Genomic DNA, 23269 nt, shown 5'->3' on the forward strand with positions numbered 1-23269 from the left:
ATGCTCACCCCTCGACCGTCCAGGTCTGTCCCTTGGCGAGAAGAGCGGCGAGATCGGGCGTTTTGCCTTCGCTCATCCGCGCATTGTCCTCCACCACCTGCTCTTCGAAGGAGGGGCGCGGGTCGTCGTACAGCACGCCGAGAGCCTTGGGGAACGGGCCGAACGGCAGTTTGACCAGCATATGCGCGATCGGGCGATTGGTGACATCGTGGCGGATGACGCCCGCCGCTTCCCAATCGCCATCGACGACATCGACCACTTCGAGCCGGAGCGTATCGCGATCGAGCGTCAGCCCCTTTTCGCCCTTGGCAAACAGCATCGGCTCGCCATGCTCTAACCAGAGCTGGTTCTCCTCCGCACCCTTGGGCGCGGCGAAGGCGTTGAACACGTCCTTGTTGTAGACGATGCAGTTCTGGAAGATCTCGATGAAGGCCGCGCCCTTGTGCGCATGCGCCGCTTTGAGCACTTCGGGCAGTTTCTTCGACACATCGAAGCCGCGCGCGACGAACCGCGCGCCAGAGCCGAGCGCGAAGGCGCAGGGTTCGGCGGGCTGGTCGATGGAGCCGCCGGGCGTAGAAGGGCTCGGCGTACCGATGCGGCTGGTAGGCGAGGCCTGACCCTTGGTAAGGCCGTAAATCTCGTTGTTGAACAGCATGATCTGCATGTTCACGTTCCGGCGCAGCACATGCATCATGTGGTTGCCGCCGATGGAAAGCCCGTCTCCATCACCAGTCACCAGCCACACATCCAGATCGGGATTGGCCAGCTTTACACCCGTCGCCACCGCTGGCGCGCGGCCATGGATCGTGTGGAAGCCGTAGCTCTCGATATAATAGGGAAAGCGGCTGGAGCACCCGATGCCGCTGATGAAGACGGTGTTCGCCGGGTCGCAACCGAGTTGCGGCAGCGTGCGCTGGACAGCCTTCAGGATCGCATAATCCCCGCAACCCGGGCACCAGCGAACCTCTTGGTCGGTTTCCCAGTCCTTTAAGGTGGTTTCGATCTTGGTCGGAGCATTCATGTCTATTCTCCCACCGGGCTGGGCAGCTGGCGGTCGTTCACGGCGACGCGGCCGCCGCAATATTCGTCGAGGCAATTGCCGATGGCCTCTTCCAGCTCTGCGATCTGGAATGGCTGGCCACTGGTCTTCGTCAAGGATTGCGCGGCGATCAGATATTGGTCGCGCAGCACGGTCTTGAACTGACCGGTATTCATTTCGGGCACGAGCACGTGGTCGAAGCTTTCCAGCAAGGGGCCGAGATTGGACGGCAAGGGCCAGATGTGGCGCACGTGGATATGGCTGACGTCCTCGCCGCGAGCCCGCGCGCGGCTCACCGCCTGATGGATCGGGCCATAGGTGGAACCCCAGCCGACCACTGCCAGCTTGCCGCCCGCTTCGCCGAGTTCGAGCTGCTGTTCCGGCACATCGACGCCTAGCACCTTGTCACGGCGGATTTCGGTCATCTTCTGGTGGTTGTCCGGCGAGTAGTCGATGTGGCCCGTATCCGCCGCCTTCTCGATACCGCCGATGCGATGCATCATGCCGGGTGTGCCGGGCTTGATCCAAGGACGCGCGCCGCGATCGTCTCTCTTGTAGGGAAGCAGCGTCTCGCCGCGCGGCTCGGTGAGGAACTGGGCCGGGAAGGCTTCGAAATCATCGGGATCGGGCACTTGCCACGGTTCGCTGGCATTGGCGATGTAGCCGTCGGTCAGCAGCATGACCGGCGTCATGTACTGCACGGCGATGCGGCATGCCTCGATCGCGCATTCGAACGCATCGCCGGGGCTGCGCGCGGCGATGACCGGCATCGGCGCATCGCCATTGCGGCCATAGACCGCCTGGTAGAGATCGCTCTGTTCGGTCTTGGTCGGCAGACCTGTAGAAGGCCCGCCGCGCTGGCTGTTGACGATCACCAGCGGCAGCTCGGTCATGATGCCGAGGCCCATAGCCTCAGTCTTCAGCGCAATGCCCGGACCGCTTGACGAGGTAACGCCCAGCGATCCGGCGTAGCTCGCCCCGATGGCGGCGCAGATCGCGGCGATCTCATCCTCCGCCTGGAAGGTGGTGACGCCGAATTCCTTCAGCCGCGCAAGGTGATGCAGGATCGCACTGGCGGGCGTGATCGGATATCCGCCGAAGAACATCTTGAGATCGAGCAGCCGCGCGCCCGCGACCAGGCCGAGCGAAATCGCCTCCGCCCCGGTGACCGTGCGATAGAGGCCCGGCGCAGTCGGTACCGGATCGAGATGCACCTGCCGCAGCGGCCCGGCGAGTTCCGCCGTCTCGCCATAAGCGTGGCCTGCATCAAGCGCAGCGATGTTCGCTTCGGCAATGTCGGGCTTGTTCTTGAACTTGCCCTTCAGCCAGTCCTTCAGCGGGCCCCGTGGACGATCGAACATCCACAGCGCCAGGCCCAGCGTCCACATGTTCTTGCAGCGCAGCGCTTCCTTATTGCCAAGACCGAAGGGCTTCACCGCTTCCAGCGTCATCGCGCTGATATCGAGCTTCAGCGTGTCGAATTTCGCCAGCGTGTCGTCGTCAAGCGGACTGCTATCGTATTTCGCCTTGTCGAGATTGCGCTTGGTAAACTCGCCTGTGTCGACGATCACCAGCCCGCCGGGCTTCAGCGCGGGCAGGTTCACCTTCAGTGCCGCCGGGTTCATCGCCACGAGCACGTCGGGCGCATCGCCTGCCGTATCGATCTGCCGCGCGCCGAAATTGATCTGAAAGGCGGAAACGCCGAACAGTGTGCCCTGCGGGGCGCGGATTTCGGCAGGGAAATCGGGAAAAGTGGCGAGATCGTTCCCAGCCAGCGCGGTGGAGAGCGTGAACTGCCCGCCCGTCAATTGCATACCGTCGCCGCTATCCCCGGCGAAGCGGACGGTGACCGCATCCTGCTGCGAAAGGTCGGCCTTCGGTTCGGCCGTCTGCGTTGCCATATCTCTGTCCTGCCGCGCGCCGCTCCGGCGTCGCCATATGTCGCTGAGTATCGTTGGCCCGAGACCTAGGTTCCGAATTGCTGCCGCACAATCAAGATTTTCTGTCCGCCGCGCAATAGCTGGCTTTCGCCGCTCCACCGGATTAGGGCGCCGTCCCATGACACGCGAAGATCACCTGCAATACCGCCCATGCGTCGGCACGATGCTCGTCAACGCCGATGGAGAGGCCTTCGTCGGCAAACGGATCGACAACAAGGAAGGCGACTGGTGGCAGATGCCGCAGGGCGGCGTCGACGATGGCGAGGATCTGGACGAAGCCATGCTGCGCGAGCTCGGTGAGGAAACGGGCATTGCGGGCAAGCATCTGCAAATCATCCATCGCATGCAGAACGAGGTCTATTACGACCTCCCGCCGGAATTGCAGGGCAAGCTATGGGGTGGAAAGTACAAGGGTCAGCGCCAGCACTGGTATCTCGTGCGCTTTACCGGCGATGATAGCGACATCGACCTCGACGCGCACAAGCACCCCGAATTCTGTGAATGGAAATGGGTCGCGCCCAGCCTGTTGCCCGAGCTGATCGTGCCATTCAAACGCGAGATTTACGAGCGGATCGTTTCGGCCTTTGCGCCGTTAATTTCGGCCGGAACCTCGCGATAGCCGATCCGCGCGGCCAGGCCGCTGATCGCTCCGAAGACGAGCAGCACCAGATGGACCGATGGGAAGTCGAACAGGTCTTCCCTGAATATCGCGCCGAACAACCAAGCCGTCGGCACCGCTGCCAGCAGACCGCCTACGGCCCATTTCCACGGCGCGAGCATATCGCCGACATCGCGGTGGATGCCGGTTATCGTAAATACGAGCGCGAGCGCGCTGGGAACGGTGAAAAGCAGCCCGAGCATGAGCACACCTGGGGCCGCGTAGGAAATCGCAACGACCGAGCCCTGCGCCCCTTCGCCGTACCAAGGCTGCCCGTAGGATACGAAACCGAGCCCGACGAGGACGACGCCGCAGCCCAGCGCTATGCCGGCCATGACCGCGTAGAGAACCGCACGTGTTCGAGATCGCTGCATGTCTGCCGACATAAGGCTACCTGCCTTAATTCTGCGTAATCGGCTCGTCCGAGGAGGAAGCCTCCGCCGTCATCACGGGTGGGCCGGACTGGATCGCGGCAGCGAGTTCCATCGTTTCCGCGCAGCCATCGCCGCACAGGCTCTGCAATGTCTGCAGGTTCGCGCGCGCGGCGTTGAGCGCGCCTTTTTCTACCAGCGCCTCACCCTCGCCCGCAATCGCGGCAAGATTGTCGGGATCGCGCTCGCGCGCTTCGCGGTAATAGCGGATCGCCTTGCCTTGCAGCCCATCGGCGCGCGCCGCCTCGGCCAGATCGAGATAGATGGCGGTGTAGCCCGGATCGATCACCAGCGCCGCTTCGAAACTGTCGATCGCCGCCTGCGTGTCGCCGGATGCCAGCATGGCGCGCCCTTCGGCCACCAGCGCGTCGGCGCGCGGATCGGGGTTGTACGGCGCGGCGTTGCCGACACTCGCGCTCACCGCGACGAACAGGGAAAGAGCGGCAGCTGCGGGTCCGAAACGCATGAGGAATTCCTTGATACCAGACGGAGAAGAGGCGGTTTTGGCGTCCATCTTCTCGCGGCGTATCACGGCTTACATATACGCGCGATGAAAAATCCGTCCGTGCCGTCATGGGCGGGCGATAGGCGGATGCCCTGCCCGTGCGCCGTGCCGAGCGGGAGCTCCGGCAAGTCGGCGCGCCAGCCGGTATTGCGAGCGAGGAAATCGTCGATCTGGCCAGCGCCTTCCTCGTCCAGCAGGGAACAGGTGACATAGCTGATATGCCCGCCAGTCTTCACGAGCGTCGCGGCGAGATCGAGCAGCCTGGCCTGCAACGCGGTCAGCTTCTCGAGCTCTTCGGGAGTGAGCCGCCAGCGCGCCTCCGGATTGCGCCGCCATGTGCCGGTGCCCGAGCACGGCGCGTCGACAAGCACGTGATCCGCCCTGCCCTGCCACTCGGCCAGCGCCTCCGCCTCGCGTCCCGGATCGAGCAGCAGCGTCTGCGCAACGGTGACGCCTGCGCGTTCAGCACGCGGGCCCAGCTGCGACAGACGGCGGCGATCCGTATCGCTGGCCAGCAGCGTGCCGTCATTGGCCATGGCGGCGGCGAGCGCGAGGCTCTTGCCGCCAGCACCGGCGCACAGGTCGATCACCGTCTGGCCCGGCTGCGCGCCGACAGCGAGACAGGCCGTCTGGCTGCCGGCATCCTGCACCTCTATCGCGCCGCTGGCGTAGGCGTCCCAATCCTCGACGCGCGTTCCTGTCGGCACGCGCAGCGCATGCGGCGGCGCGAGCGGTTCTGCATCCAGCGGCAGTTCGAGCGCATCGCGCTGCGCCTTCAGCGTGTTGACCCGCAGGTCCAGCGGCGCGCGCGAAAGCAGCGCTTCGGCTTCTTCCTGCCCGACACCGGATGCGATCAGGCGATCTTCCAGCCATTCAGGCGCGATACCACCCTGCGCGACCGGTTCGTCCGCCTCGATCGGCATCGGGCCATACCCCTCGCCGGTGAACAGCGCGCGCAATTCCTCGCGCTCTTCCGCCAGTCCGAGCACCGCCGCGCGGCCGCTTTGCGGCACGGGGCCGCAGGCGCGGATCGTGTCATAGACCAGCTCGCGAATGGCGCGCTTGTCCTTCGATCCGGCGAAGCGATGGCCCTTGAACCATTGCGCGATCAGCCGGTCGGCAGGTGGCCCCTGATTGCGCGCGGCGTGAATGATGCCGTCGAGGATCTCGATAGCGGCCTGAACCCGTGCGGCGGGGGTCATTCGGACGGCGCGATCGGGCGATAAACCTCGATGTCGGTGATCTGCTCCTCACACCGCCACACGAATTCGCGGCCCGGTACGCCGTGCTGCGCGACCGCCTCCTCGCGCTCCCGCCCGGCGGCGAGGCACGTCTCTTCATCGATGTAGACGCGCTGCGTCACCTGCATGGATCCTTGCGGATCATCGGGGCTCCAGCTCATCAGGATGAGGACGAAGGGAACGAAGACTTCGACCATTATCAGCGCGTCGGGTAGTTGGGCGCTTCGCGCGTGATGCTGACATCGTGCACGTGGCTTTCGGAAAGGCCCGCATTGGTGATGCGGATGAACTGCGCGCGGGTCTTCAGATCGGCGATAGTGGCGCTGCCGGTATAGCCCATCGCCGCCTTCACGCCGCCGACCAGCTGGTGAACGATATCGCGCGCCGGGCCCTTATAGGGGACCTGCCCCTCGATCCCCTCGGGCACCAGCTTCATCGAGTCTTTGATGTCCTGCTGGAAATACCGATCCGCGCTGCCGCGCGCCATCGCGCCGACGCTGCCCATGCCGCGATAGGCCTTGTAGCTACGGCCCTGATAGAGGAATGTCTCGCCAGGCGCCTCTTCCGTGCCAGCAAGCAGACTGCCGACCATGACGGTGCTCGCGCCTGCCGCGAGCGCCTTTGCCGCATCGCCGCTGGTGCGAAGGCCGCCATCGGCGATGATCGGCACGTCGCCAGCCGCGCTGGAGCTTTCCATGATTGCAGTCAGCTGTGGCACGCCGACGCCCGCGACGATGCGCGTGGTGCAGATGCTGCCTGGCCCGATGCCGACCTTCACCGCATCCGCGCCCGCATCGACCAATGCCTTGGTCGCTTCCGCCGTGGCGACATTGCCCGCCACGATCTGGACGTGATTGGACAGCTTCTTCGCGCGGCTCACCGCCTCCGCCACGGCCTTGTTGTGCCCATGCGCGGTGTCGATGATGATGACGTCGCATTCGGCATCGACCAGCGCTTCGGTCCGCTCGAAACCCTTGTCGCCCACTGTGGTCGCGGCGGCGACGCGCAGGCGGCCGCCCTGGTCCTTCGTAGCATTCGGGTTGAGGACCGCCTTCTCGATATCCTTGACGGTGATGAGGCCGACGCAGCGATGCGCGTCATCGACCACCAGCAGTTTCTCAATGCGCCGCTGGTGGAGGATCTTGCGCGCCTGTTCCTGCGTCACGCCTTCGCTAACGGTGGCAAGGTTCTCGCTCGTCATCAATTCCTTCACCGGCTGGCGCGGATTGTCGGCGAAGCGCACGTCGCGATTGGTGAGGATGCCGCACAGCTTACCGTCGCGGTCGGTGACCGGAATGCCGCTGATGCGGTGCTTGTCCATCAGCGCCTGCGCCTCGCCCAGCGTGGCATCGGGCGCGATGGTGATGGGGTTGACCACCATTCCGCTTTCGAAGCGCTTGACCCGGCGCACTGCATCGCACTGCTCCTCGACCGTCAGGTTGCGATGGAGCACGCCGATTCCACCCATCTGCGCCATCACGATGGCCATTTCCGCCTCCGTCACCGTATCCATCGCAGCGGAGAGGATGGGAATGTTGAGCGCGATGTCGCGTGTCAGCTGCGTCTTGGTGCTGGCCTGGCTGGGCAGGATATCGCTTTCGGCCGGGCGCAGGAGCACGTCGTCGAAAGTCAGGCCGGTGGGAATGGAGCCGGTGTCGGCAGAGATGTGAGCCATCCGGCCCTCTGTCACATCGCAAGGCGATTCGCCAAGGGGGCAAATGCTGCGCTGCGGTGGAAATTTCCGCGGTTGCGCTACTGCGCCGTCCAGCCGCCATCGATCTCGTAATTCGCGCCGGTGATGTTCTGCGCCGCGTCCCGGCACAGGAACACCGCCAGCGCGCCGACATCTTCGGGCTTGACGAATTTCTTTGTCGGTTGGCGTTCGAGCAGGACATCGTTGATGACCTGTTGGCGCGTCAGGCCACGGCTTTTCATCGTGTCGGGAATCTGCCCCTCGACCAGCGGCGTCCAGACATAGGCGGGGCTGATCGCATTGGCGGTGACATTGTGCTCGGCCAGCTCCAGCGCCAGCACCTTGGTCAGCCCGGCGATGCCGTGCTTGGCCGCGACATAGGCGCTCTTGAACGGGCTGGCCGTGGTCGAATGCGCGCTGGCCGTGTTGATGATCCGGCCCCAGCCCGCCTTTTTCATATACGGCACGGCAAGGCGCGCGGTGTGGAAGGCGGCGGTGAGATTGAGCGCGATAATCGCATCCCACTTCGCGGTCGGAAATTCCTCCACCGGCGCGACATGCTGCATGCCGGCATTGTTGACGAGGATGTCCACGCCGCCAGCTGCCGCCATCATCGCCTCGATCGCGGCAGGATCGGTCAGGTCCGCGCCCGAATAGCTGGCCTCCATTTCCTCGCACAGGGCCGCGATCTCGCTTTCATCGCCGAAGCCGTTGAGCACGATGTCCGCGCCTTCCGCCCGCAGCGCCCGCGCGATGGCGAGGCCGATGCCGGAGGTGGAGCCGGTGACGAGGGCGCGCTTGCCGCTGAGGAACATTGGAAACTCCGGTCGGTTGGATTTTGCAGCCGGTCCTAAAGCCGCTATCCGGGCGGTCCAGCGAAAAAGCGCGGCGAGGCAGGCAGCGACATGAGAGGGGAGCGCGATGAGGCTTAATCCGTTCAACACCGGCAACATCAAGGTTCGATCCAGCGGCGGAGGTGGCCGCGCGGGCGGCATCGGCTGCGGCGCGATCGTGATAGCGGCTCTCGGCTATTTCATCTTCGGCGCCGATCCCATGCAGACCATCGGCATGGTCGAAGGCGCACAGCAGCAAAGCGGCCCCGCCACCAGCGCCAATCAGAACGAGCAGGAAATCTGCTCTTCCAGCGCCTATGCCACCGAAGCCTGCAACGGCCTGCAGTCGCTCAACCAGACCTGGGCCGCGATCTTCCAGGAAAAGGGTGTTGGCGGGTTCGAGACTCCCTATCTCGTCCTGCCCTCGACCAGCACCTGGCGCACCGCCTGCGGCACCGGCCAGGCGGCCATGGGGCCGTTCTACTGCCCGGGCGACCAGACGATCTATATCGACACCGGCTTTTACGACCAGCTGGCGCGCATGGCGGGCGAAGGCGGCGATTTCGCGCGGCTCTACGTGCTTGCCCATGAATATGCGCATCACGTGCAGACGATCACCGGACTATCGGGGCAGATCCGCAGCGCGCAGCAGCAGAATCCGCGCCGCGCCAATCAGCTGAACGTGTTGATGGAGCTGCATGCCGATTGCTATGCCGGCGTGTGGGCGGGCAAGAACCGCAACCTGATCGAATTCGGCGATTTCGAAGAAGGCATGAACGCCGCCGCCGCCATTGGCGACGACACGATCACGGGCGGGCGGGTCAGCGCAGAGAACTTCACCCACGGCACCAGCCAGCAGCGCATGGCGGCGCTGCGGCTGGGGATCGAAAGCGGCGACGACACGCGCTGCGATGCCGAGATTCTCGGCAATGGATAGGCGCGGACCCGTCTAGGCGTGGGTGCTTGCGCTTTCCGCGCAATCGTCATCGCGGGTATGTATCATTGCCCGTCCAAAGATCGATGGTCTCATCTGGATGAAGCGCGCTTCCGTGCGAAGCATCACCGCGCCAGAGTGCGGTGTCAGGGGAGCGGTCAGCCGCGCGCCGACACGCGGCGGGGTCGGCGGCGTCGGAGGCACCATCCTGCCCTGTCGCCCGAAGGAAGCTGCGCGCATTTCCTCCAGCTCCTCGATAGCATCCTCGATAGCCTCGATCGCGTCCTCGCGCGCTTCTGGCGGGATGCCGGGGTTGTCGCGCATCGCTTCAAGCGCAGCGCGCATGCCTTCGATCTGCGCCGCGTTGATGCCGCTTTGGCAGATCATGATGGCGCGGCGACCATCGGATAGCTGACGCTCCACGGTAACATCCTCGCCATTGCATTCGAGTTCATCGGCGAATTCTCCGGTAACGACGGCGAGGCGGCTCGCCTCCATCGCGGTGCGGCGGGCCTGCGCGCCGATGCGCCGCCCGTGTTCGCCCATGCGCCGACCATATTCGCCCATCGCGCGCCCATGGGCGGCGGCGACACGTGCTTCCTCGGCAGCCTCGCGCGCTTCCCGCGCGCTTTCGACAGCCTGCTCGCTCAAATGCTCGGTACGTTCGCGAAGTCGTTCGGAGCGCTCGATTGCGCGGTCCGCCGCCTCGCCTTCGAGCACCTGCGTTTCGCCACCATTGCGGCGAATGATGCGGCGGATCACTTCGCGCTCACCATCCTCGTCCTGAATGACGCGGACGATGACGCGCTCCTCGCCGTCCTGCATGTCGTCGACGACCACTTCCTGCGTCTGTTGCCAATCCTGGTCGGCGACCGTTTCGACCACCGGCGTTGCCTCGGCATACGCATCGGATTCGCTCGGCTCCGGCAGGTCCGGCGCGGCGTAGCTGATCGACGCGGTCAACGGCAGAGCCAGCGCGGTGGTGGCGAGGGCGGCGATGCCGATGCGGCGGCGGCGGGGAGAAATATCGGTCATGGTGAGGCTCCGTAATCTGTGGATGATGGACTTCTCGCCCAGCACCGGACAGGCCATCGGAGCCGCCAGCGCGAGATGCTCACCGGCAGCGAAACCGGCGATAACCTCCGCATAACGGGCTCTTTCCGACCGCGCCTGGCCAGCGACGACACGCGCATCACACGCCGCCTCCTGATCCCTGCGCATCGCTCGCCAGCCCCACCAGGCGAGTGGATTGAACCAGTGCAAGGCCAATAGCGGCTGGGCCGCAATATTGGCGAGAAGATCGTGACCGCGATGATGCTCCAGCTCATGCGCAATCGCCATGTCGCGGGCTTGCACATCGATGCGGTCCATGAATTCGAGCGGCAGAGCGACGACGCGGTCGATTATGCCGAAAGCAACCGGCGCGCGCACGGCGGGGATTTCGACGAGGCGCACCTTGCCCGCCTCCCCCACCGGCCGCGCATCTGCCAGCAGATCGCGGCGCATGCGCACATAGTCGCGAGCCCGCCACGCCATGAATACGGTCGCACCGCCCAGCCACAGTGGCAGCAGAAGGTCCGTCACTCCGATCCCTACAGCGGGCGCGGCGATCGCCGCATCGGCAGCAGCGGGATCGGAAATAAGCACCATCAGCGGCTCATTCGCAGCGCCAGCGCCTTGCCCTGCCTCCGCCGGACGCATCCAGGCGGGCAGTACGATCGGCGGCATGATCAGGCGCAGCAGCGGCAGCGCCCATAGCGCATAGGCGATCTGCGGCCCGAAATGGCGCGCGACGGGCTTGCGAACGAGCAGCACCAGCGCGATCAGCACGCCGGTGTAGACAAAGGTGTCGACCATCCAGTCCGACAGCGAAGCTCCAGCCAGCCCGTTCATTTCTTCATCTCCGCCAGCAGCCTCTCGATCTCGGCGATATCCTCGGGCGTCAGAGCCTCGCTTTGCACGAGGTGTGCGAACAGTGGCGCCGCGCGGCCGCCGAACAGCCGCTCGACCAGGCGCTTGCTTTCGGTGCCGACATAATCGGCGCGTTCGATGCGCGGGGTGTAGAGGAAGCGGCGGCCATCCGGCTTGGTACCCAGCGCGCCCTTGGAAACAAGGCGGGAGAGCAGCGTCTTAACGGTCGGCATGGACCAGCCGCGCTGCTTGCATACCGCATCGCAGACATCGGCGGCGCTTTGCGGGCTCCTCTGCCACAGCACTTCCATCACCGCATGCTCGGCTTCGCTGATGCGCTCCGGCGCGCCTGAGGTCTCATCCCTATTCGCAGTCATCGCGGCCTCCCTGACCGGCTTGCTTGTCGGTCGCTACGACTACGCTTGTAATCTGAATGGCGATTGAATGCAAATCTGTCGAAATTTTCCGCAAAGCGTGTAACCATGCCTTCGGATGGGACGAATGGACGATCAGACAGATGCCCCGGCAGACACGCTCGACCGCCTGATGGCGGCGGCGCGTGACGGTGACGGGGCAGCCTATCGGCAGTTTCTTGCCGAGGCTACCGGCAGAATTCGCGCCATGCTGGTGCGAAAGACCGCAGGCGATAGTGAACTGGAGGACGTGTTGCAGGAATGCCTGATCGCCTTGCATGAAAAGCGCCACACGCTCGATCCCGGGCGGCCGGTGGGGCCGTGGATGTACGCGATCGCCAATTACAAGCTCATCGATTTCTGGCGCAAGCGCGGGCGCAGCCCGATCGTGCTGGATGACGAGGCCGATATGGACGTCGCGGCGGAAAGCTTCGCCCATGTCGATGTCGCCGCCTTGCTGGGCGAGCTTTCGGACGATCAGGCGCAGGCGATCCGCATGACGCATATTGAAGGCATGACCAACCGCGAGGCGGCCGAACGTATCGGCATCGGCACATCGGCGATGAAGCTGCGCGTGCATCGTGGAATGCTGCGCCTCAAGGACATTGCGGACGAACAGAAATTATGACGACGAACATGGACAATATTCTCGATCAGCTCGCCAGCGAGGGCGCAGCGCCTGCGCGCGGTGTGAGCTGGCGCTTTGCCGCGCCGATGTTCGGCGTGATCGCCGCGTGCGGGTTGGGCGTGGGACTGGCGCTGGACGGGGCGTTTGCCTCTGTCGAGACGGACGGTATGGGGCCGCTTACGGTAAAATGGGGATTCTCCCTCACCCTGCTGCTGCTGGCCGCCGCCGCGCTGTTCGTGCTGGGCAAGCCCGGTCGTCCGACAACCATGGCCCTGCTTGGCGTGGCCGCGCCCTTCGTGCCGATCGCCGCGCTGTTCCTCTACGAAACCGTCGCTTTCGGCCCGCAGGTTGCGGGGGATACCTGGGCGCAGTGCCTTGCCGCCATGCTTTTGATGAGCCCCATTGCCTTTATCGGCGCGGTGCTCGGTATGCGCGCCTTCGCCCCCACGAATTTGCGGCGCGCCGGGCTTGTGGCAGGCCTGTTCGGCGGAGCGGTAGCGATGACGGCCTACGCGCCCTTCTGCCCGGAGCGCGGCATGGGATATATGGCGCTGTTCTACATCCTGCCGATCCTGGCCATGGCTGGTCTCGGCTGGCTGCTCGGCCCGCGCCTGCTGCGCTGGTAACAGAACGGGCCGGAGCGCTCTCGCGCCCCGGCCCGCCTTTGCGCTCGGATTGCCGCTCAGACGGTGTAGCCCTCGCGCGGATCCTCGTCGCTACGGCGTACGGCCGACCAGTCGATGTTGCGGGTGGCATACATGATGCCAGCCAATGCCGCGAAGAGCAGCAGCGAACCGATGACCAGCGAATAGGTCTCGAGGTTCAGCAGCACGAAGAGCAGCGCATAAAGGCCCGCCAGCATCGCACCGATAAATCCGGCGCGCCGCCACGTGCCGAGCACTGCCGCGCTGTAGGCGGTTACCAGTCCGATGATCGCACCCGCCGCCACGATATAGGCCCAGGCGAAGCCGATCACCTCGGCAAAGGCCAGCAGCATGACGAAGAACAGCACGAGGCCCGTGCCTGTCAGCAGATATTCCGCCGCCGACACCCGTGCGCCGCCCACCACATCGAACATGAAGAAGGTCGCGAAAGTGAAGCCGATGAACAGAAAACCGTATTTCACCGCGCGATCGACCTGGCTGTAGAGATCGACCGGATCGACCAGTCCGATCACCACCGGACTGGCGTTCTGTCCGGCAGCGCGCATCTCGCGGGCATAGGACTCGTCATAAGCGGCGGCCTCTACCGCCATCGCCATGCCCGGATTGCCGCCATCGCTGAGCGAAAGCAGCCGCTGGCCTAGCGCGAGATTGGTAATGCCCGGATAGGTGGCGGTAAAGCCGTCCGCGCCCACTTCCGGCTCCTGCGGCATGAAACTACCGGTGAAGCTGGGATGCGGCCAGGGCGATGTCACCTGCCACGCCGTTTCCCCGCCGCGCGGGACGAGCGCTAATGACCGGCTGCCGCGCAGGCCATACTGGAAGGCGACAGAGAGCGGTGCCTCCGCATCCCATTCGACCGGCGCGGAAAAGCCCGAGCCACCCGTAGCGGCGGGCCCGTTGCCGGGGCTGAGCTGGATGGTCTCTCCGCCCGCCCGCACGCTTGCGCCATCGGTCAGGCCGCGCGGATCAGAGATGCCGAAGCGCAGTTCCGCCTGGTCGAGCAGGAGGCTGTCACGCTCTACGCCGAGCCGCTCGAGATCGCCATCGAGCGCGAAACGCGCCGTGCCGGTGATCTCGGCCTCGTAGACAACGCTTTCATAAATTGCGTATCCGCGGCGTTCGGGATCGATCCGGGTTTCGATGTCCTGCTCGGTCGGGGAAACGAAAAGCTCGCGCCGGACATTGCGCGTGCGCTGCTGCGCGACGCCGTTGACCGTCTCTGTCTCCGTCACCTCGCCGTTATAAGGAATGACCAGCAGCGGACCCGTGATTGTCTGCGCGCCGCCCCAGCCCGCTGTGACCTGCGTCTGCGCCTGGTTGGACTGGTTTTCCCGGTCCCATATCAACGCATAGACCATCATCAGCGGCACGATCAGCACTGCGGCGACCACGCCCGTCAGGAACAGCTTCATTCCCGGGCTTCGCTCCCTTGCCATCATTCATCTCCTCATTTTTTAGCGATGAAACGTGCCTTGTGAGCGACGAACTGAATTTGTTGTGAACGCCGGTGAGCGCGATTAGGATGGGCCATGCTTCGATTTCTTGCACACTTCGCCGCGCTGCTCCCATCGCCTCTCGCCGCGCAGGACGCGGAGCATGAGACCACTGACGTGGTGCTGGAAACGACGATGGGCGACATCGTCATCGCGCTGGAGACGGAGCGTGCGCCGATCACCGCAGGCAATTTCCTTCGCTATGTCGAGGAAGACCGGTTCGACGGCACCGTCTTCTACCGCGCCATGTCGCTCGATTGGGGCGCGCAGCCCAACGAATTGATCCAGGCCGGGGCGCAGCGGGATCCGGACCGGGTGCTGCCGCAGATCGCGCATGAGCCGACCACGCTCACGGGCTTAAGTCACACGCGCGGCGCGCTTTCCATGGCGATGGGCGAGCCGGGAACGGCCAATGGCGACTTCACGATCCTTCTGCAGGACATGACCGGCATGGACGCGCAGCCCGATCACGAGAATCCGGCTCGCCACGCAGACTATGCCGTGTTCGGCCATGTGGTAGACGGCATGGATGTCGTTGAGACGATCCACGCCGCGCCCGTCGATCCCCATGCGGGCGAAGGCTGGATGAACGGCGAGATGCTGGCCGAGCCGGTAATGATCTTGGAAGCGCGCGTGCTCCTGGCCTGAACCGACGAAAAGCCGAAGAGACCCTTTATCAGCGTAAAACGCGTTCTAGCAGAATGAGCGGGCTCGTAATCGAGCTCACAATTCCGACGACTCGCTGAACTCGTGCGAGCGCTTCATTCTCACCGACCATCACGATGTCATTAGGATAAACCATTGGATCTGGATAATTGCCGCGCTGAATGCCGCTGACATTGTAAATGCCGATATACCGCTCGCCATCCACTTCACGGAAAATAAGCAGTTCTCGGCGGTTGGCCTCGGGCGTAATACCACCGCCGAGCGCGAGCGCTTCCAGAAGGGTCACCGGCGCTTCGACGGGAAAGCGACCCGGCCTTTCTATCTGTCCACCAACCGTGATCAACTGCTCCGCACGCTCGATGATCCGAGACGTTACATCCGGATTGCGCACGTAAGTGGAGCGCAGCCGGTCCTCCAATTCCGCGGACACCTGCGTCGTCGTCATGCCAGCGGCAGGGACTTCGCCCGCCAGCGGATAATCGAGCACGCCATCAGCGCCGACCTGCACTGTAAGTGACAGGTCTTCAACGCCGAACACGCTCACCTCGATTACATCGAGCGGACGCACGGCTTGCGTGGTTGGCTCCGCCATGAAGTCCACGGCCTGCGGCGCAGGCAAGGTGCCCACAGCGACATCCACGCCGGGTGCCCCGCCGATTGGAGTATTGGACGCGCACGCAGCCAGTAGAGGGGTTAAAACAAGGGCAACGATTTTCTGTGGTTTGGGCACAGAGAGAGCCTTTCAATTGGGTTTAAAACTTTCGCAGAAGCCTATGCCCGCCAATGCCTTTAAGCAACCTGTCAAATGCCGAGCGCCCCAATGGCTGAGGGGAAACGCTCGCTCGCGGGCATGCACGTCAAACAGGTCGGTAGCCAAACGGCACAGTCACTCCATCACGCAGGCTGCCAGCACCTCACCCACGCTGCCGTCGATCAGCTTGCTGTATTCGAAGCTCTTGGTGAACCAGTAGAGCGCGAAGGCGTAGAGCGCCGCGCTCTCTATCCAGAAAATGACATTGCCTTCGGCCTTGTCCATGCCAGCGATCATCAGCGCGCCGATCGGCAACGCAATCATCGACCAACCTGCGAAGAGGTAAAGCATGGCGAGCCGCCGGCGCAGCCGCTCGTCCTCGACAAGGCCAAGTCGGTTGCGGGAAAAGAACACCGCAACCACGAACAGGCAGAGGAAGAAGAGCACGGCGGCGGCCACATGCCCAATAGAGCGGGAGAGATCGCCGCTTTCGTCCACCGGCACCAGCGCGACGACGATGACGGACACACCTGCCAGCGACAAGATCACGTTCTCCCACCGCGAGAGGCCCTGGAACAGCACGAGAAATACGCCGGTCGCGCAGAGCATCCCCACCAGCAGATCACGCGCATCGTCGTTCCAGTAATACTGGCTGATCGAGGTGTCCGGCCCGCCGGTTAGCCGCAGCACGATTGGCACCGCGACCGCCACCGCGCCGATGCCGAAGCACAGAAACACGAACGCGCGGCTGGCGCGGCGCGCAAAGGCGTTGTGGGCAGCGCGCGAAGATGAGGAATGCGCGTGTCGTGCTTGCAAGTCCGGCATGCTTTTCTCCAGAAGTACGCGCGCTGATTCCATTAAGATGGAGCGGATTGATCGAGTTACCAAAACTTGGTAACATACGAACCATGGGAAAGAACACCTCGATTTCGCTTGGCGATCACTACGAAGACTATGCCCGGCGCAAGGTCGCTTCCGGTGAATTCGCCTCCGTCAGCGAGGTGATCCGAGATGCTTTGCGCCGTTCGGAAGAGAGAGATGCGAAGATCGCCGCGCTGGATGTCGCGCTTCAGGATGGCTTGGATAGCGGTCCCGCCGAACCCTTCGACTTCGATCATTTTCTGAAAGAAATGAGAGCGAACTACAAGGCAGAGGGCTAGTGCCCTTTCGTCTTCGCAGCGCAGCGCGCCGCGACCTCAGCACTATCTGGCTGGCCACGGCAGAAGAACGCGGCGTCGATCAGGCAGAGGACTATGTGAGGGGCATCGAGGATACGATTGCCAACTTGCAACGCTTTCCGAATCGTGCGCCATCGTTCCGAACACGTATCGGCGACTTTCGCAAAGCGGCTAGCGGAAGCCACCTGATTTTCTACATGTTGCAGGATGGCTCGATCGACGTCGTGCGCATATTGCATAAGCGGATGGACATCGACCGCGCACTAACGGGCGACGGCGAGCTTTAGCCCATCAATAAACCCGCTTCTTCGGCTCGATATAGGTCGCGTCGTCGGTCAGCGTGTATTCGTGGACCGGGCGGTAGTCGATTTTCACATCGCCGCTGGTGCCGCCCCAGCCTTCGAACCAGGCGGCGGTGTGCTTCATCCAGTTGGCGTCGTCGCGATCGGGATAGTCCTCATGCGCATGGGCGCCGCGGCTTTCCTTGCGGTTTTCCGCGCTGTGCATCGTCACCACAGCCTGCGCCATGAGGTTGTCGAGCTCCAGCGTCTCGATGAGGTCGCTGTTCCAGATCAGCGAGCGATCGTGGACCTTCACGTCCTGAAGCTTGGTGTTGGTCTCGGTCAGCTGGCGCACGCCTTCGCTCATAAGCTCGCTGTCCCGGAAGACGGCGGCATGCTTCTGCATGGTCTGCTGCATTTCGGTGCGCAGCGAGGCGGTGGTGGAACCGCCATCGGCGTGACGGAAATGGTCGAGCCGGGTGAGCGCGAATTCGGCGCTGTCGGCGGGCAGCTCGTCATGGCTGGCACCGGGCTTGATCAGTTCCTTCAGCCGGAAACCGGTGGCGCGGCCGAAGACGACGAGGTCGATCAGCGAGTTGGAGCCGAGACGATTAGCGCCGTGGACCGACACACATGCCGCCTCCCCCACCGCGAACAGGCCGGGCACGACGGTGTCAGGGCCGTCCGCGCCCACAGTCACGACTTCGCCGTGATAGTTACACGGAATGCCGCCCATATTGTAATGCACAGTCGGCGTCACGGGCAGCGGCTGGCGCGTCAGGTCGACACCGGCGAAAATCTTGCCGCTTTCGGTGATGCCCGGCAGGCGCGCGGCGAGCACGTCCGGGTCGATGTGGTCGAGGTGCAGATAGATGTGGTCGCCATTGTCGCCCACCCCGCGCCCTTCGCGCATTTCCAGCGCCATGGAGCGGGAGACGACGTCGCGGCTGGCCAGATCCTTCGCGGATGGAGCGTAGCGTTCCATGAACCGCTCGCCTTCGGAGTTCGTGAGGTAGCCGCCCTCGCCCCGCGCGCCTTCGGTAATCAGCACGCCCGCGCCGTAAATGCCGGTCGGGTGGAACTGCACGAATTCCATGTCCTGCAACGGCAGGCCTGCGCGCAGCACCATGCCGCCGCCATCCCCCGTGCAGGTATGCGCGCTGGTGGCGGTGTAGTAGCAGCGACCATAGCCGCCGGTCGCCAGCACCACGCCGTGCGAACGGAAGCGGTGAATCGATCCGTCATCGAGGCACATGGCGATAACGCCGACGCAGGTGCCTTCCTTCATGATCAGGTCGATGGCAAAATATTCGATGAAGAAATCGGCGTCGTATTTCAGGCTCTGCTGATAGAGCGCGTGGAGCATGGCATGCCCTGTGCGGTCCGCCGCGGCGCAGGTGCGCTGCACGGGCGGGCCTTCGCCCAGATTCTGCATGTGGCCGCCGAATGGCCGCTGGTAGATCGTGCCGTCCTCGTTGCGGCTGAAAGGCACTCCAGCATGCTCCAGCTCGTACACTGCCTGAGGCGCCTCTCGCGCCAGATATTCGATCGCATCCTGGTCGCCCAGCCAGTCGGCACCCTTCACAGTGTCGTACATGTGCCAGGACCAGTGGTCGGGCGTGTTGTTGCCAAGGCTCGCCGCGATGCCGCCCTGCGCCGCCACGGTGTGGGAGCGCGTCGGGAAGACCTTGGAGATGTTCGCCGTCTTCAGGCCCGCCTCCGCCGCGCCCATCGTCGCGCGCAGCCCGCTGCCGCCGGCGCCGACGACCACCACGTCATAGGTGTGATCTATGATCGGGTAAGCGCGTCCGTTGATTTCGAATGTGGCTTTATGCGCCATTATGCGGCTCCTCCGCCGATAGCGAGGCGGGCGATGCAGAACAGGCCGAAACCGGCCCCTGCGAAGGTCCAGAAATTGAGCACGAGCAGGCTCGCGAACTTGTTGCCGGGCGTGTGGACGTAATCCTCGACCAGCACCTGCAGGCCCAGCCGCGCGTGCCAGAACGTGCTGATGACGAGCAGCGCCATCATGAAGGCGGGCACCGGATCGGCGATCCATTCACTGACGGTGGCGTGATCCAGATTGGGCAGCATGATCAGCGAGCCGATCAGGAACAGCACGGTGATGAGGTTGCCGACCGCGGTAAAGCGCTGCACCAGCCAGTGATGCGGCCCTTCGTGTGCCGCGCCGAGGCCGCGCACGCGGCCGATGGAAGTTCCGTTACCCATGAATATTCCTAGCGCAGCAGGATGTAGGCCCAGATCGCCGCGGTGATCGCCATTGCGGCAAACATCGAGATCCAGGACCAGTTGCGGTTCGTTTCGAGTTCGTAACCCGCGCCGGTATCCAGCACGAAGTGGCGGATGCCCGATGCGGCGTGATTGAAGAAAGCCCAGGTCAGACCGATCAGAACGATGTAACCGAGGGGCGAGCCCATCCAGTCGGTGAAGTGGCCGTAATATTCCGGCCCGCTCGCCAGCGCGCCCAGCCACCAGATCAGGACGAACAGGCCGACGATCGCCATGCCGTCTCCGGAAACGCGGTGGAGGATGGAAACCGCCATATGCGGTCCCCATTTCCAGATGCCGAGATGCGGCGATAGCGGGCGGTTGGCCATGCGTAAGTCCCATCGAATGCGAATGTGCAGCCCACTTAGCGCATAACCGCCGCGAGACAAGCGGGCCTATGGCGGTATTTCGCGGATTTCCTTCGCGATATTGACGCTGCCTCGCCAGCGCCTAAACCCCGCCAGCATGACCAATATCCTCGTCACCGGCACCAGCCGCGGCATCGGCTTTGCCATTGCGGAACAACTGCGCAGCCGCGGTGCGACGGTGGTCGGCCATGCGACCCGCGCGGTGGATGCCGACACGATTGCCGCCGATTTCAGCGAACCGCCCGCCTCGCAATTCCTGTGGCAGGAAGCGATGGAGCGGCTGGGCGGCCGTATCGATGTGCTGATCAACAATGCCGGGCTGTTTGCGGAAAGCCCGCTCAACGCCAGCGATATCGAATGGCTGGACCGGTGGGAGGATACGCTGCGCATCAACCTTACCAGCGCCGCGCAGCTTTCACGCTTTGCCGTGCGTCACTGGCGGGCCACCGGCCGCAAGGGGCGCATCGTTCACATCTCCAGCCGCGCCGCCTATCGCGGGGACAGCCCGGCGCACTGGCACTACGCCGCGGCAAAGGGCGGGATGGTGGCGATGCACAAGACGATCGCGCGCGCCTATGCCCGGGACGGTATCCTCAGCTTCGCCATCACGCCCGGCTTCACCGATACGAGCATGGCGGGCGATTATGTGGAAAGCCGCGGCGGCGACGGCCTGCTGGCCGACATTCCGCTCGGCCGCGTGGCAGAGCCGGAAGAGATCGCCCAGGTCGCCACCTTCTGCGCCCTCGACGCCCCCGCCAGCATGACCGGTGCCGTGATCGACGCCAATGGAGCAAGCTTTGTTCGGTAGATCGCTTCCCGCACTCCTGGCCTTGCTCGCCACCGCCTGCGTTGCGCCGCAGCCGCCTGCACCGCCGGCCAGCGCGTCCGTGGTGCAGGCAGCGCGCGAGGTTGCCGCGCCAGCTGCGGAATGGACCGCGAATTGCACGGATTGGGACGAGTGGGACAAGCGCGCCGCGCCGTTCCGCGTACATGGCGACACCTATCATGTCGGCACGTGCGGCATCAGCGCGCTGCTGGTCGCCGGGGCGGAGGGGCACGTGCTGCTCGACACTGGCACTCGCGGAGGCGCGCGCGTGGTGCTGGAGAATATCCGCCTGCTCGGCTTCAGGCCGGAGAACCTCGCCGCCGTGCTCACGAGCCACGAACATTTCGACCATGTCGGCGGCGCGTGGTGGGTGCACCAGAACAGCGGCGCGCCGATCCTGACTTCGCCGCAAGCGGAGCAGGTGATCAAGACCGGGCAGGATCATCCGGACGATCCGCAGCGCGGCATGCACACGCCCATGCGACCGGTGCCGGCGCAATATGTGTCCGCCATCACGCCCGGCCAGCCCGTCACCATCGCCGGATTGACCTTCACGCCCATCGCCACGCCCGGCCACACGCCCGGTGCGCTGAGCTGGCAGTGGGAAAGCTGCGAAGGCACGGACTGCAAGACAATCGTCTATGCCGACAGCCTCTCCCCCGTCAGCGCGGACGGCTATCGCTTCTCCGACCGCCCCAATTATGTCGCGGCATACCGTGACGGGCTCTCCCGGCTGGCAGCGCTCGATTGCGACATCCTGCTCACGCCGCATCCCTCCGCCAGCCGCATGCGGGACAAGCTGGTGGCGGGCGATCTGACCGCCGCGCCCGGCTGCGCGGAATATGCAGCAGCAATCGAAGAGCGGCTCGACCGGCGTCTGGCCGAAGAGGCTGCGCAGTGAGCTGGAAACTCTCCGCCACCGCCACGAAAGCGCGCGTCGAGGCGGCGCTCGCACGGCGGGAGGAATGGCCGGGGTGGGACGACGCAATCGTTCTGACCGGCTTCGAACTGGATGCCGACGATCCCGACACCTGGCAGCTCGACGCATATCTGCCGGGGAAACCCACCGCCGCCCATCGCAAAACCATCCGCGCGTTATTCGAAGGCGAGGAGGCACCGCGCCTTGCTGCCGAGGAATTGCCCGATGCCGACTGGGTGAGCGAAAGCCAGCGCGGTGTCGAGCCGATCCGCGCCGGGCGCTTCCATGTCCACACGCCGGACCACGCGCCGAGCGAGGAGGCGGGGGCGCGCAATTTCTGCATTCCGGCCGCGCAGGCTTTCGGCACCGGCCATCACGAGACCACGGCGGGCTGCCTGGAAATGCTCGATGCCATGCGCCGCTGCGGCCTGCATCCGCGACACGTCGCCGATATCGGCACCGGCACCGGCCTGCTCGCTTTCGCCGCGCTCCATCTCTGGCCGCGTGCCGTCACGACCGCGACCGATATCGACCCGGTCTGCGCACCGGCGGTCGTCGAGAATGCGGAGCGCAACGACGTGCGTACCGGTCACGGCCCGGGCGAAGTCACCATGCTCGTGGCGGACGGCATGGAACATCCGGTGCTCGAAGCCGCCGCGCCGTTCGATCTGCTGATCGCCAATATCCTTGCCGGTCCGCTGATCGCGCTGGCGCCGGACTTCGCCGAAGCCGTTGCGCCGCGCGGCGACATCCTTCTATCCGGCCTGCTGATCACACAGGAGCGGGGCGTGCGCGCCGCCTATCTGCGCGCCGGATTTCGGCTGCAGCGCCGATTGCATCGGGGCGACTGGTCGATCCTCTGGCTGCGGCACCGCTTCGCCGGATGATGCGCCGCACGCTCCGCATCGCGCTCGGCACAGTCGCGGCGGTCGTCGCCCTCTTCGGGGCCTACATCCTGGCCGCATGGATCGGCAGCTCGGTGCCGGAAAATGCCGACTGGCAGCAGCCCGAGGACGGCGTCGAGATCATGGTTGAAACCAACGGCACGCACACCTCGATCATCGTTCCCGTGGCGAACGAGCAGAAGGACTGGCGGGAGACCTTTCCCAGCGCGCTGCGGCCCCGGCCGTCGGGCGAACTGCCCACCCATCTCGCCATCGGTTACGGAGAGCGCGAGGTTTTCCTCCACGTGCCCACCTGGGACGATCTGACGCCCGCCACCGCGCTGCGTATCGCCACGCTTGGCGGCGAATCGCTCGTTCGCGTCAGCCATTACATCCGCCCGGCGCCCAGTGAATATCACCGCCCTCTGCGCATAAGCCGAGAGCAATATGCAGCGCTCGTCTCCGCTATCGAGGGCGACATGCCGGTGCTGCCCGAAGGCGCGGTGCGCGAGGAATTGCGCGGCACCTATGCCGACGATGCCTATTACGAAGCGCTCAGCGACTACACGATGGGCAACACCTGCAACACGTGGGTGGGCGACAGGCTGGCAGATGCGGGCGTCGAAATGGGGGCGTGGACGCCGCTGGCGGGCGGCGTGATGAAGTGGATCCCCGCGCCGGACGAGCGGCGGGAGGATGATACCGTCTAGCCCGGAACCCGCC

The 23269-nt window shown here is 64.6% G+C and carries 27 protein-coding genes; 11 read left to right on the forward strand and 16 right to left on the reverse strand.

Translation table 11 applies throughout. The features are described from left to right. Nucleotides 1-4 precede the first annotated feature (4 nt). Entirely contained in the window at nt 5-1021 is a 1017-nt protein-coding gene (locus tag D6201_RS04700) for a 2-oxoacid:ferredoxin oxidoreductase subunit beta (RefSeq protein ID WP_120047763.1), read from the reverse strand. Nucleotides 1022-1023: 2 nt separating this feature from the next. Further along, complete coding sequence (locus tag D6201_RS04705) at nt 1024-2940, reverse strand: 2-oxoacid:acceptor oxidoreductase subunit alpha (RefSeq protein WP_120047764.1); 1917 nt, start codon at nt 2938-2940, stop codon at nt 1024-1026. A gap of 157 nt (nt 2941-3097) precedes the next feature. Between D6201_RS04705 and D6201_RS04710 the strand changes: the two genes are divergently transcribed. Beyond that, nucleotides 3098-3598 (forward strand): RNA pyrophosphohydrolase, encoded by a 501-nt coding sequence (locus D6201_RS04710; RefSeq protein WP_120047765.1) that lies wholly within the window; start codon nt 3098-3100, stop codon nt 3596-3598. Here the strand turns inward: D6201_RS04710 and D6201_RS04715 are convergent. The 6 genes from D6201_RS04715 to D6201_RS04740 form a co-directional block, all read right to left on the reverse strand. Continuing rightward, on the reverse strand, nt 3541-3972 hold the full coding sequence (locus D6201_RS04715) for a hypothetical protein (protein ID WP_120047766.1): 432 nt from the start codon (nt 3970-3972) through the stop codon (nt 3541-3543). The two genes, D6201_RS04710 and D6201_RS04715, sit on opposite strands and share 58 nt — an antisense overlap. Nucleotides 3973-4036: 64 nt before the next feature. Beyond that, a complete protein-coding gene (locus tag D6201_RS04720) occupies nt 4037-4534 on the reverse strand; it encodes a tetratricopeptide repeat protein (RefSeq protein WP_242447424.1) in 498 nt (165 codons plus the stop codon). 62 nt (nt 4535-4596) lie between these two features. Then, the gene (locus tag D6201_RS04725) at nt 4597-5775 is read right to left on the reverse strand and encodes an RsmB/NOP family class I SAM-dependent RNA methyltransferase (RefSeq protein WP_120047767.1); all 1179 of its coding nucleotides are present in this window, start codon (nt 5773-5775) and stop codon (nt 4597-4599) included. Further along, entirely contained in the window at nt 5772-6011 is a 240-nt protein-coding gene (locus tag D6201_RS04730; protein ID WP_120047768.1) for a hypothetical protein, read from the reverse strand. The genes D6201_RS04725 and D6201_RS04730 overlap by 4 nt, the downstream gene beginning before the upstream one ends. Nucleotides 6012-6013: 2 nt before the next feature. Beyond that, nucleotides 6014-7489 (reverse strand): IMP dehydrogenase, encoded by a 1476-nt coding sequence (guaB, locus tag D6201_RS04735; RefSeq protein ID WP_120047769.1) that lies wholly within the window; start codon nt 7487-7489, stop codon nt 6014-6016. A 77-nt stretch (nt 7490-7566) separates the two neighbouring features. After that, the gene (locus D6201_RS04740) at nt 7567-8322 is read right to left on the reverse strand and encodes a 3-hydroxybutyrate dehydrogenase (RefSeq protein ID WP_120047770.1); all 756 of its coding nucleotides are present in this window, start codon (nt 8320-8322) and stop codon (nt 7567-7569) included. 106 nt (nt 8323-8428) lie between these two features. On the opposite strand from D6201_RS04740, the gene ypfJ reads away from it, so the two are divergent. Further along, nucleotides 8429-9277 (forward strand): KPN_02809 family neutral zinc metallopeptidase, encoded by an 849-nt coding sequence (gene ypfJ, locus D6201_RS04745; protein ID WP_120047771.1) that lies wholly within the window; start codon nt 8429-8431, stop codon nt 9275-9277. Nucleotides 9278-9289: 12 nt separating this feature from the next. Here ypfJ and D6201_RS04750 read toward each other — a convergent pair whose 3' ends face one another. Together D6201_RS04750 and D6201_RS04755 are read right to left on the reverse strand one after the other, a co-directional pair. Further along, a complete protein-coding gene (locus D6201_RS04750) occupies nt 9290-11167 on the reverse strand; it encodes a M56 family metallopeptidase (protein WP_120047772.1) in 1878 nt (625 codons plus the stop codon). Further along, nucleotides 11164-11562, reverse strand: a complete 399-nt coding sequence (locus tag D6201_RS04755; protein WP_120047773.1) for a BlaI/MecI/CopY family transcriptional regulator — start codon at nt 11560-11562, stop codon at nt 11164-11166. Before D6201_RS04755 ends, D6201_RS04750 begins: the two co-directional genes overlap by 4 nt. Nucleotides 11563-11686: 124 nt before the next feature. Between D6201_RS04755 and D6201_RS04760 the strand changes: the two genes are divergently transcribed. Both D6201_RS04760 and D6201_RS04765 read left to right on the forward strand, forming a co-directional pair. Continuing rightward, a complete protein-coding gene (locus D6201_RS04760) occupies nt 11687-12226 on the forward strand; it encodes a sigma-70 family RNA polymerase sigma factor (RefSeq protein ID WP_165853494.1) in 540 nt (179 codons plus the stop codon). Between the two features lie 8 nt (nt 12227-12234). Beyond that, complete coding sequence (locus D6201_RS04765) at nt 12235-12852, forward strand: DUF1109 domain-containing protein (RefSeq protein WP_165853495.1); 618 nt, start codon at nt 12235-12237, stop codon at nt 12850-12852. Nucleotides 12853-12908: 56 nt separating this feature from the next. Here the strand turns inward: D6201_RS04765 and creD are convergent, their stop codons facing one another. Next, nucleotides 12909-14330 carry a cell envelope integrity protein CreD gene (gene creD / locus D6201_RS04770; protein ID WP_242447425.1) on the reverse strand — a complete coding sequence of 474 codons (1422 nt, stop codon included), beginning with the start codon at nt 14328-14330 and terminating at the stop codon, nt 12909-12911. A 90-nt stretch (nt 14331-14420) separates the two neighbouring features. Here creD and D6201_RS04775 point away from each other — a divergent pair, with 90 nt between their 5' ends. Continuing rightward, on the forward strand, nt 14421-15032 hold the full coding sequence (locus tag D6201_RS04775) for a peptidylprolyl isomerase (RefSeq protein ID WP_120047776.1): 612 nt from the start codon (nt 14421-14423) through the stop codon (nt 15030-15032). A 28-nt stretch (nt 15033-15060) separates the two neighbouring features. Here the strand turns inward: D6201_RS04775 and D6201_RS04780 are convergent, their stop codons facing one another. After that, nucleotides 15061-15690, reverse strand: a complete 630-nt coding sequence (locus tag D6201_RS04780) for a polysaccharide biosynthesis/export family protein (protein ID WP_133303943.1) — start codon at nt 15688-15690, stop codon at nt 15061-15063. A 246-nt stretch (nt 15691-15936) separates the two neighbouring features. Continuing rightward, nucleotides 15937-16626, reverse strand: a complete 690-nt coding sequence (locus D6201_RS04785) for a DUF998 domain-containing protein (protein ID WP_165853496.1) — start codon at nt 16624-16626, stop codon at nt 15937-15939. A gap of 47 nt (nt 16627-16673) precedes the next feature. On the opposite strand from D6201_RS04785, the gene D6201_RS04790 reads away from it, so the two are divergent. Together D6201_RS04790 and D6201_RS04795 are read left to right on the forward strand one after the other, a co-directional pair. Further along, a complete protein-coding gene (locus D6201_RS04790) occupies nt 16674-16961 on the forward strand; it encodes a type II toxin-antitoxin system ParD family antitoxin (protein WP_242447426.1) in 288 nt (95 codons plus the stop codon). Continuing rightward, on the forward strand, nt 16961-17266 hold the full coding sequence (locus D6201_RS04795; RefSeq protein WP_120047780.1) for a type II toxin-antitoxin system RelE/ParE family toxin: 306 nt from the start codon (nt 16961-16963) through the stop codon (nt 17264-17266). The genes D6201_RS04790 and D6201_RS04795 overlap by 1 nt, the downstream gene beginning before the upstream one ends. Nucleotides 17267-17270: 4 nt before the next feature. Here the strand turns inward: D6201_RS04795 and sdhA are convergent, their stop codons facing one another. The 3 genes from sdhA to sdhC are packed head-to-tail and all read right to left on the reverse strand — an operon-like array spanning nt 17271 to nt 19878. Further along, a complete protein-coding gene (sdhA, locus tag D6201_RS04800) occupies nt 17271-19100 on the reverse strand; it encodes a succinate dehydrogenase flavoprotein subunit (RefSeq protein WP_120047781.1) in 1830 nt (609 codons plus the stop codon). After that, entirely contained in the window at nt 19100-19489 is a 390-nt protein-coding gene (sdhD, locus tag D6201_RS04805; RefSeq protein ID WP_120047782.1) for a succinate dehydrogenase, hydrophobic membrane anchor protein, read from the reverse strand. Before sdhD ends, sdhA begins: the two co-directional genes overlap by 1 nt. 8 nt (nt 19490-19497) lie before the next feature. Continuing rightward, nucleotides 19498-19878: a succinate dehydrogenase, cytochrome b556 subunit gene (gene sdhC, locus D6201_RS04810; protein ID WP_120047783.1), complete on the reverse strand. Its 381-nt coding sequence runs from the start codon at nt 19876-19878 to the stop codon at nt 19498-19500. 136 nt (nt 19879-20014) lie between these two features. Between sdhC and D6201_RS04815 the strand changes: the two genes are divergently transcribed. Genes D6201_RS04815 through D6201_RS04830 form a run of 4 tightly spaced genes read left to right on the forward strand, consistent with a single transcriptional unit; the run spans nt 20015 to nt 23256 of the window. Further along, nucleotides 20015-20725 (forward strand): SDR family NAD(P)-dependent oxidoreductase, encoded by a 711-nt coding sequence (locus D6201_RS04815; protein ID WP_120047784.1) that lies wholly within the window; start codon nt 20015-20017, stop codon nt 20723-20725. Continuing rightward, on the forward strand, nt 20715-21644 hold the full coding sequence (locus D6201_RS04820) for an MBL fold metallo-hydrolase (protein ID WP_120049206.1): 930 nt from the start codon (nt 20715-20717) through the stop codon (nt 21642-21644). Before D6201_RS04815 ends, D6201_RS04820 begins: the two co-directional genes overlap by 11 nt. After that, nucleotides 21641-22549, forward strand: a complete 909-nt coding sequence (locus D6201_RS04825) for a 50S ribosomal protein L11 methyltransferase (RefSeq protein ID WP_120047785.1) — start codon at nt 21641-21643, stop codon at nt 22547-22549. Before D6201_RS04820 ends, D6201_RS04825 begins: the two co-directional genes overlap by 4 nt. Beyond that, entirely contained in the window at nt 22546-23256 is a 711-nt protein-coding gene (locus D6201_RS04830) for a DUF2459 domain-containing protein (RefSeq protein ID WP_242447427.1), read from the forward strand. Before D6201_RS04825 ends, D6201_RS04830 begins: the two co-directional genes overlap by 4 nt. Nucleotides 23257-23269: the final 13 nt, after the last annotated feature.

This window comes from Aurantiacibacter aquimixticola (assembly GCF_003605475.1).
Lineage (GTDB): Bacteria > Pseudomonadota > Alphaproteobacteria > Sphingomonadales > Sphingomonadaceae > Alteraurantiacibacter > Alteraurantiacibacter aquimixticola_B.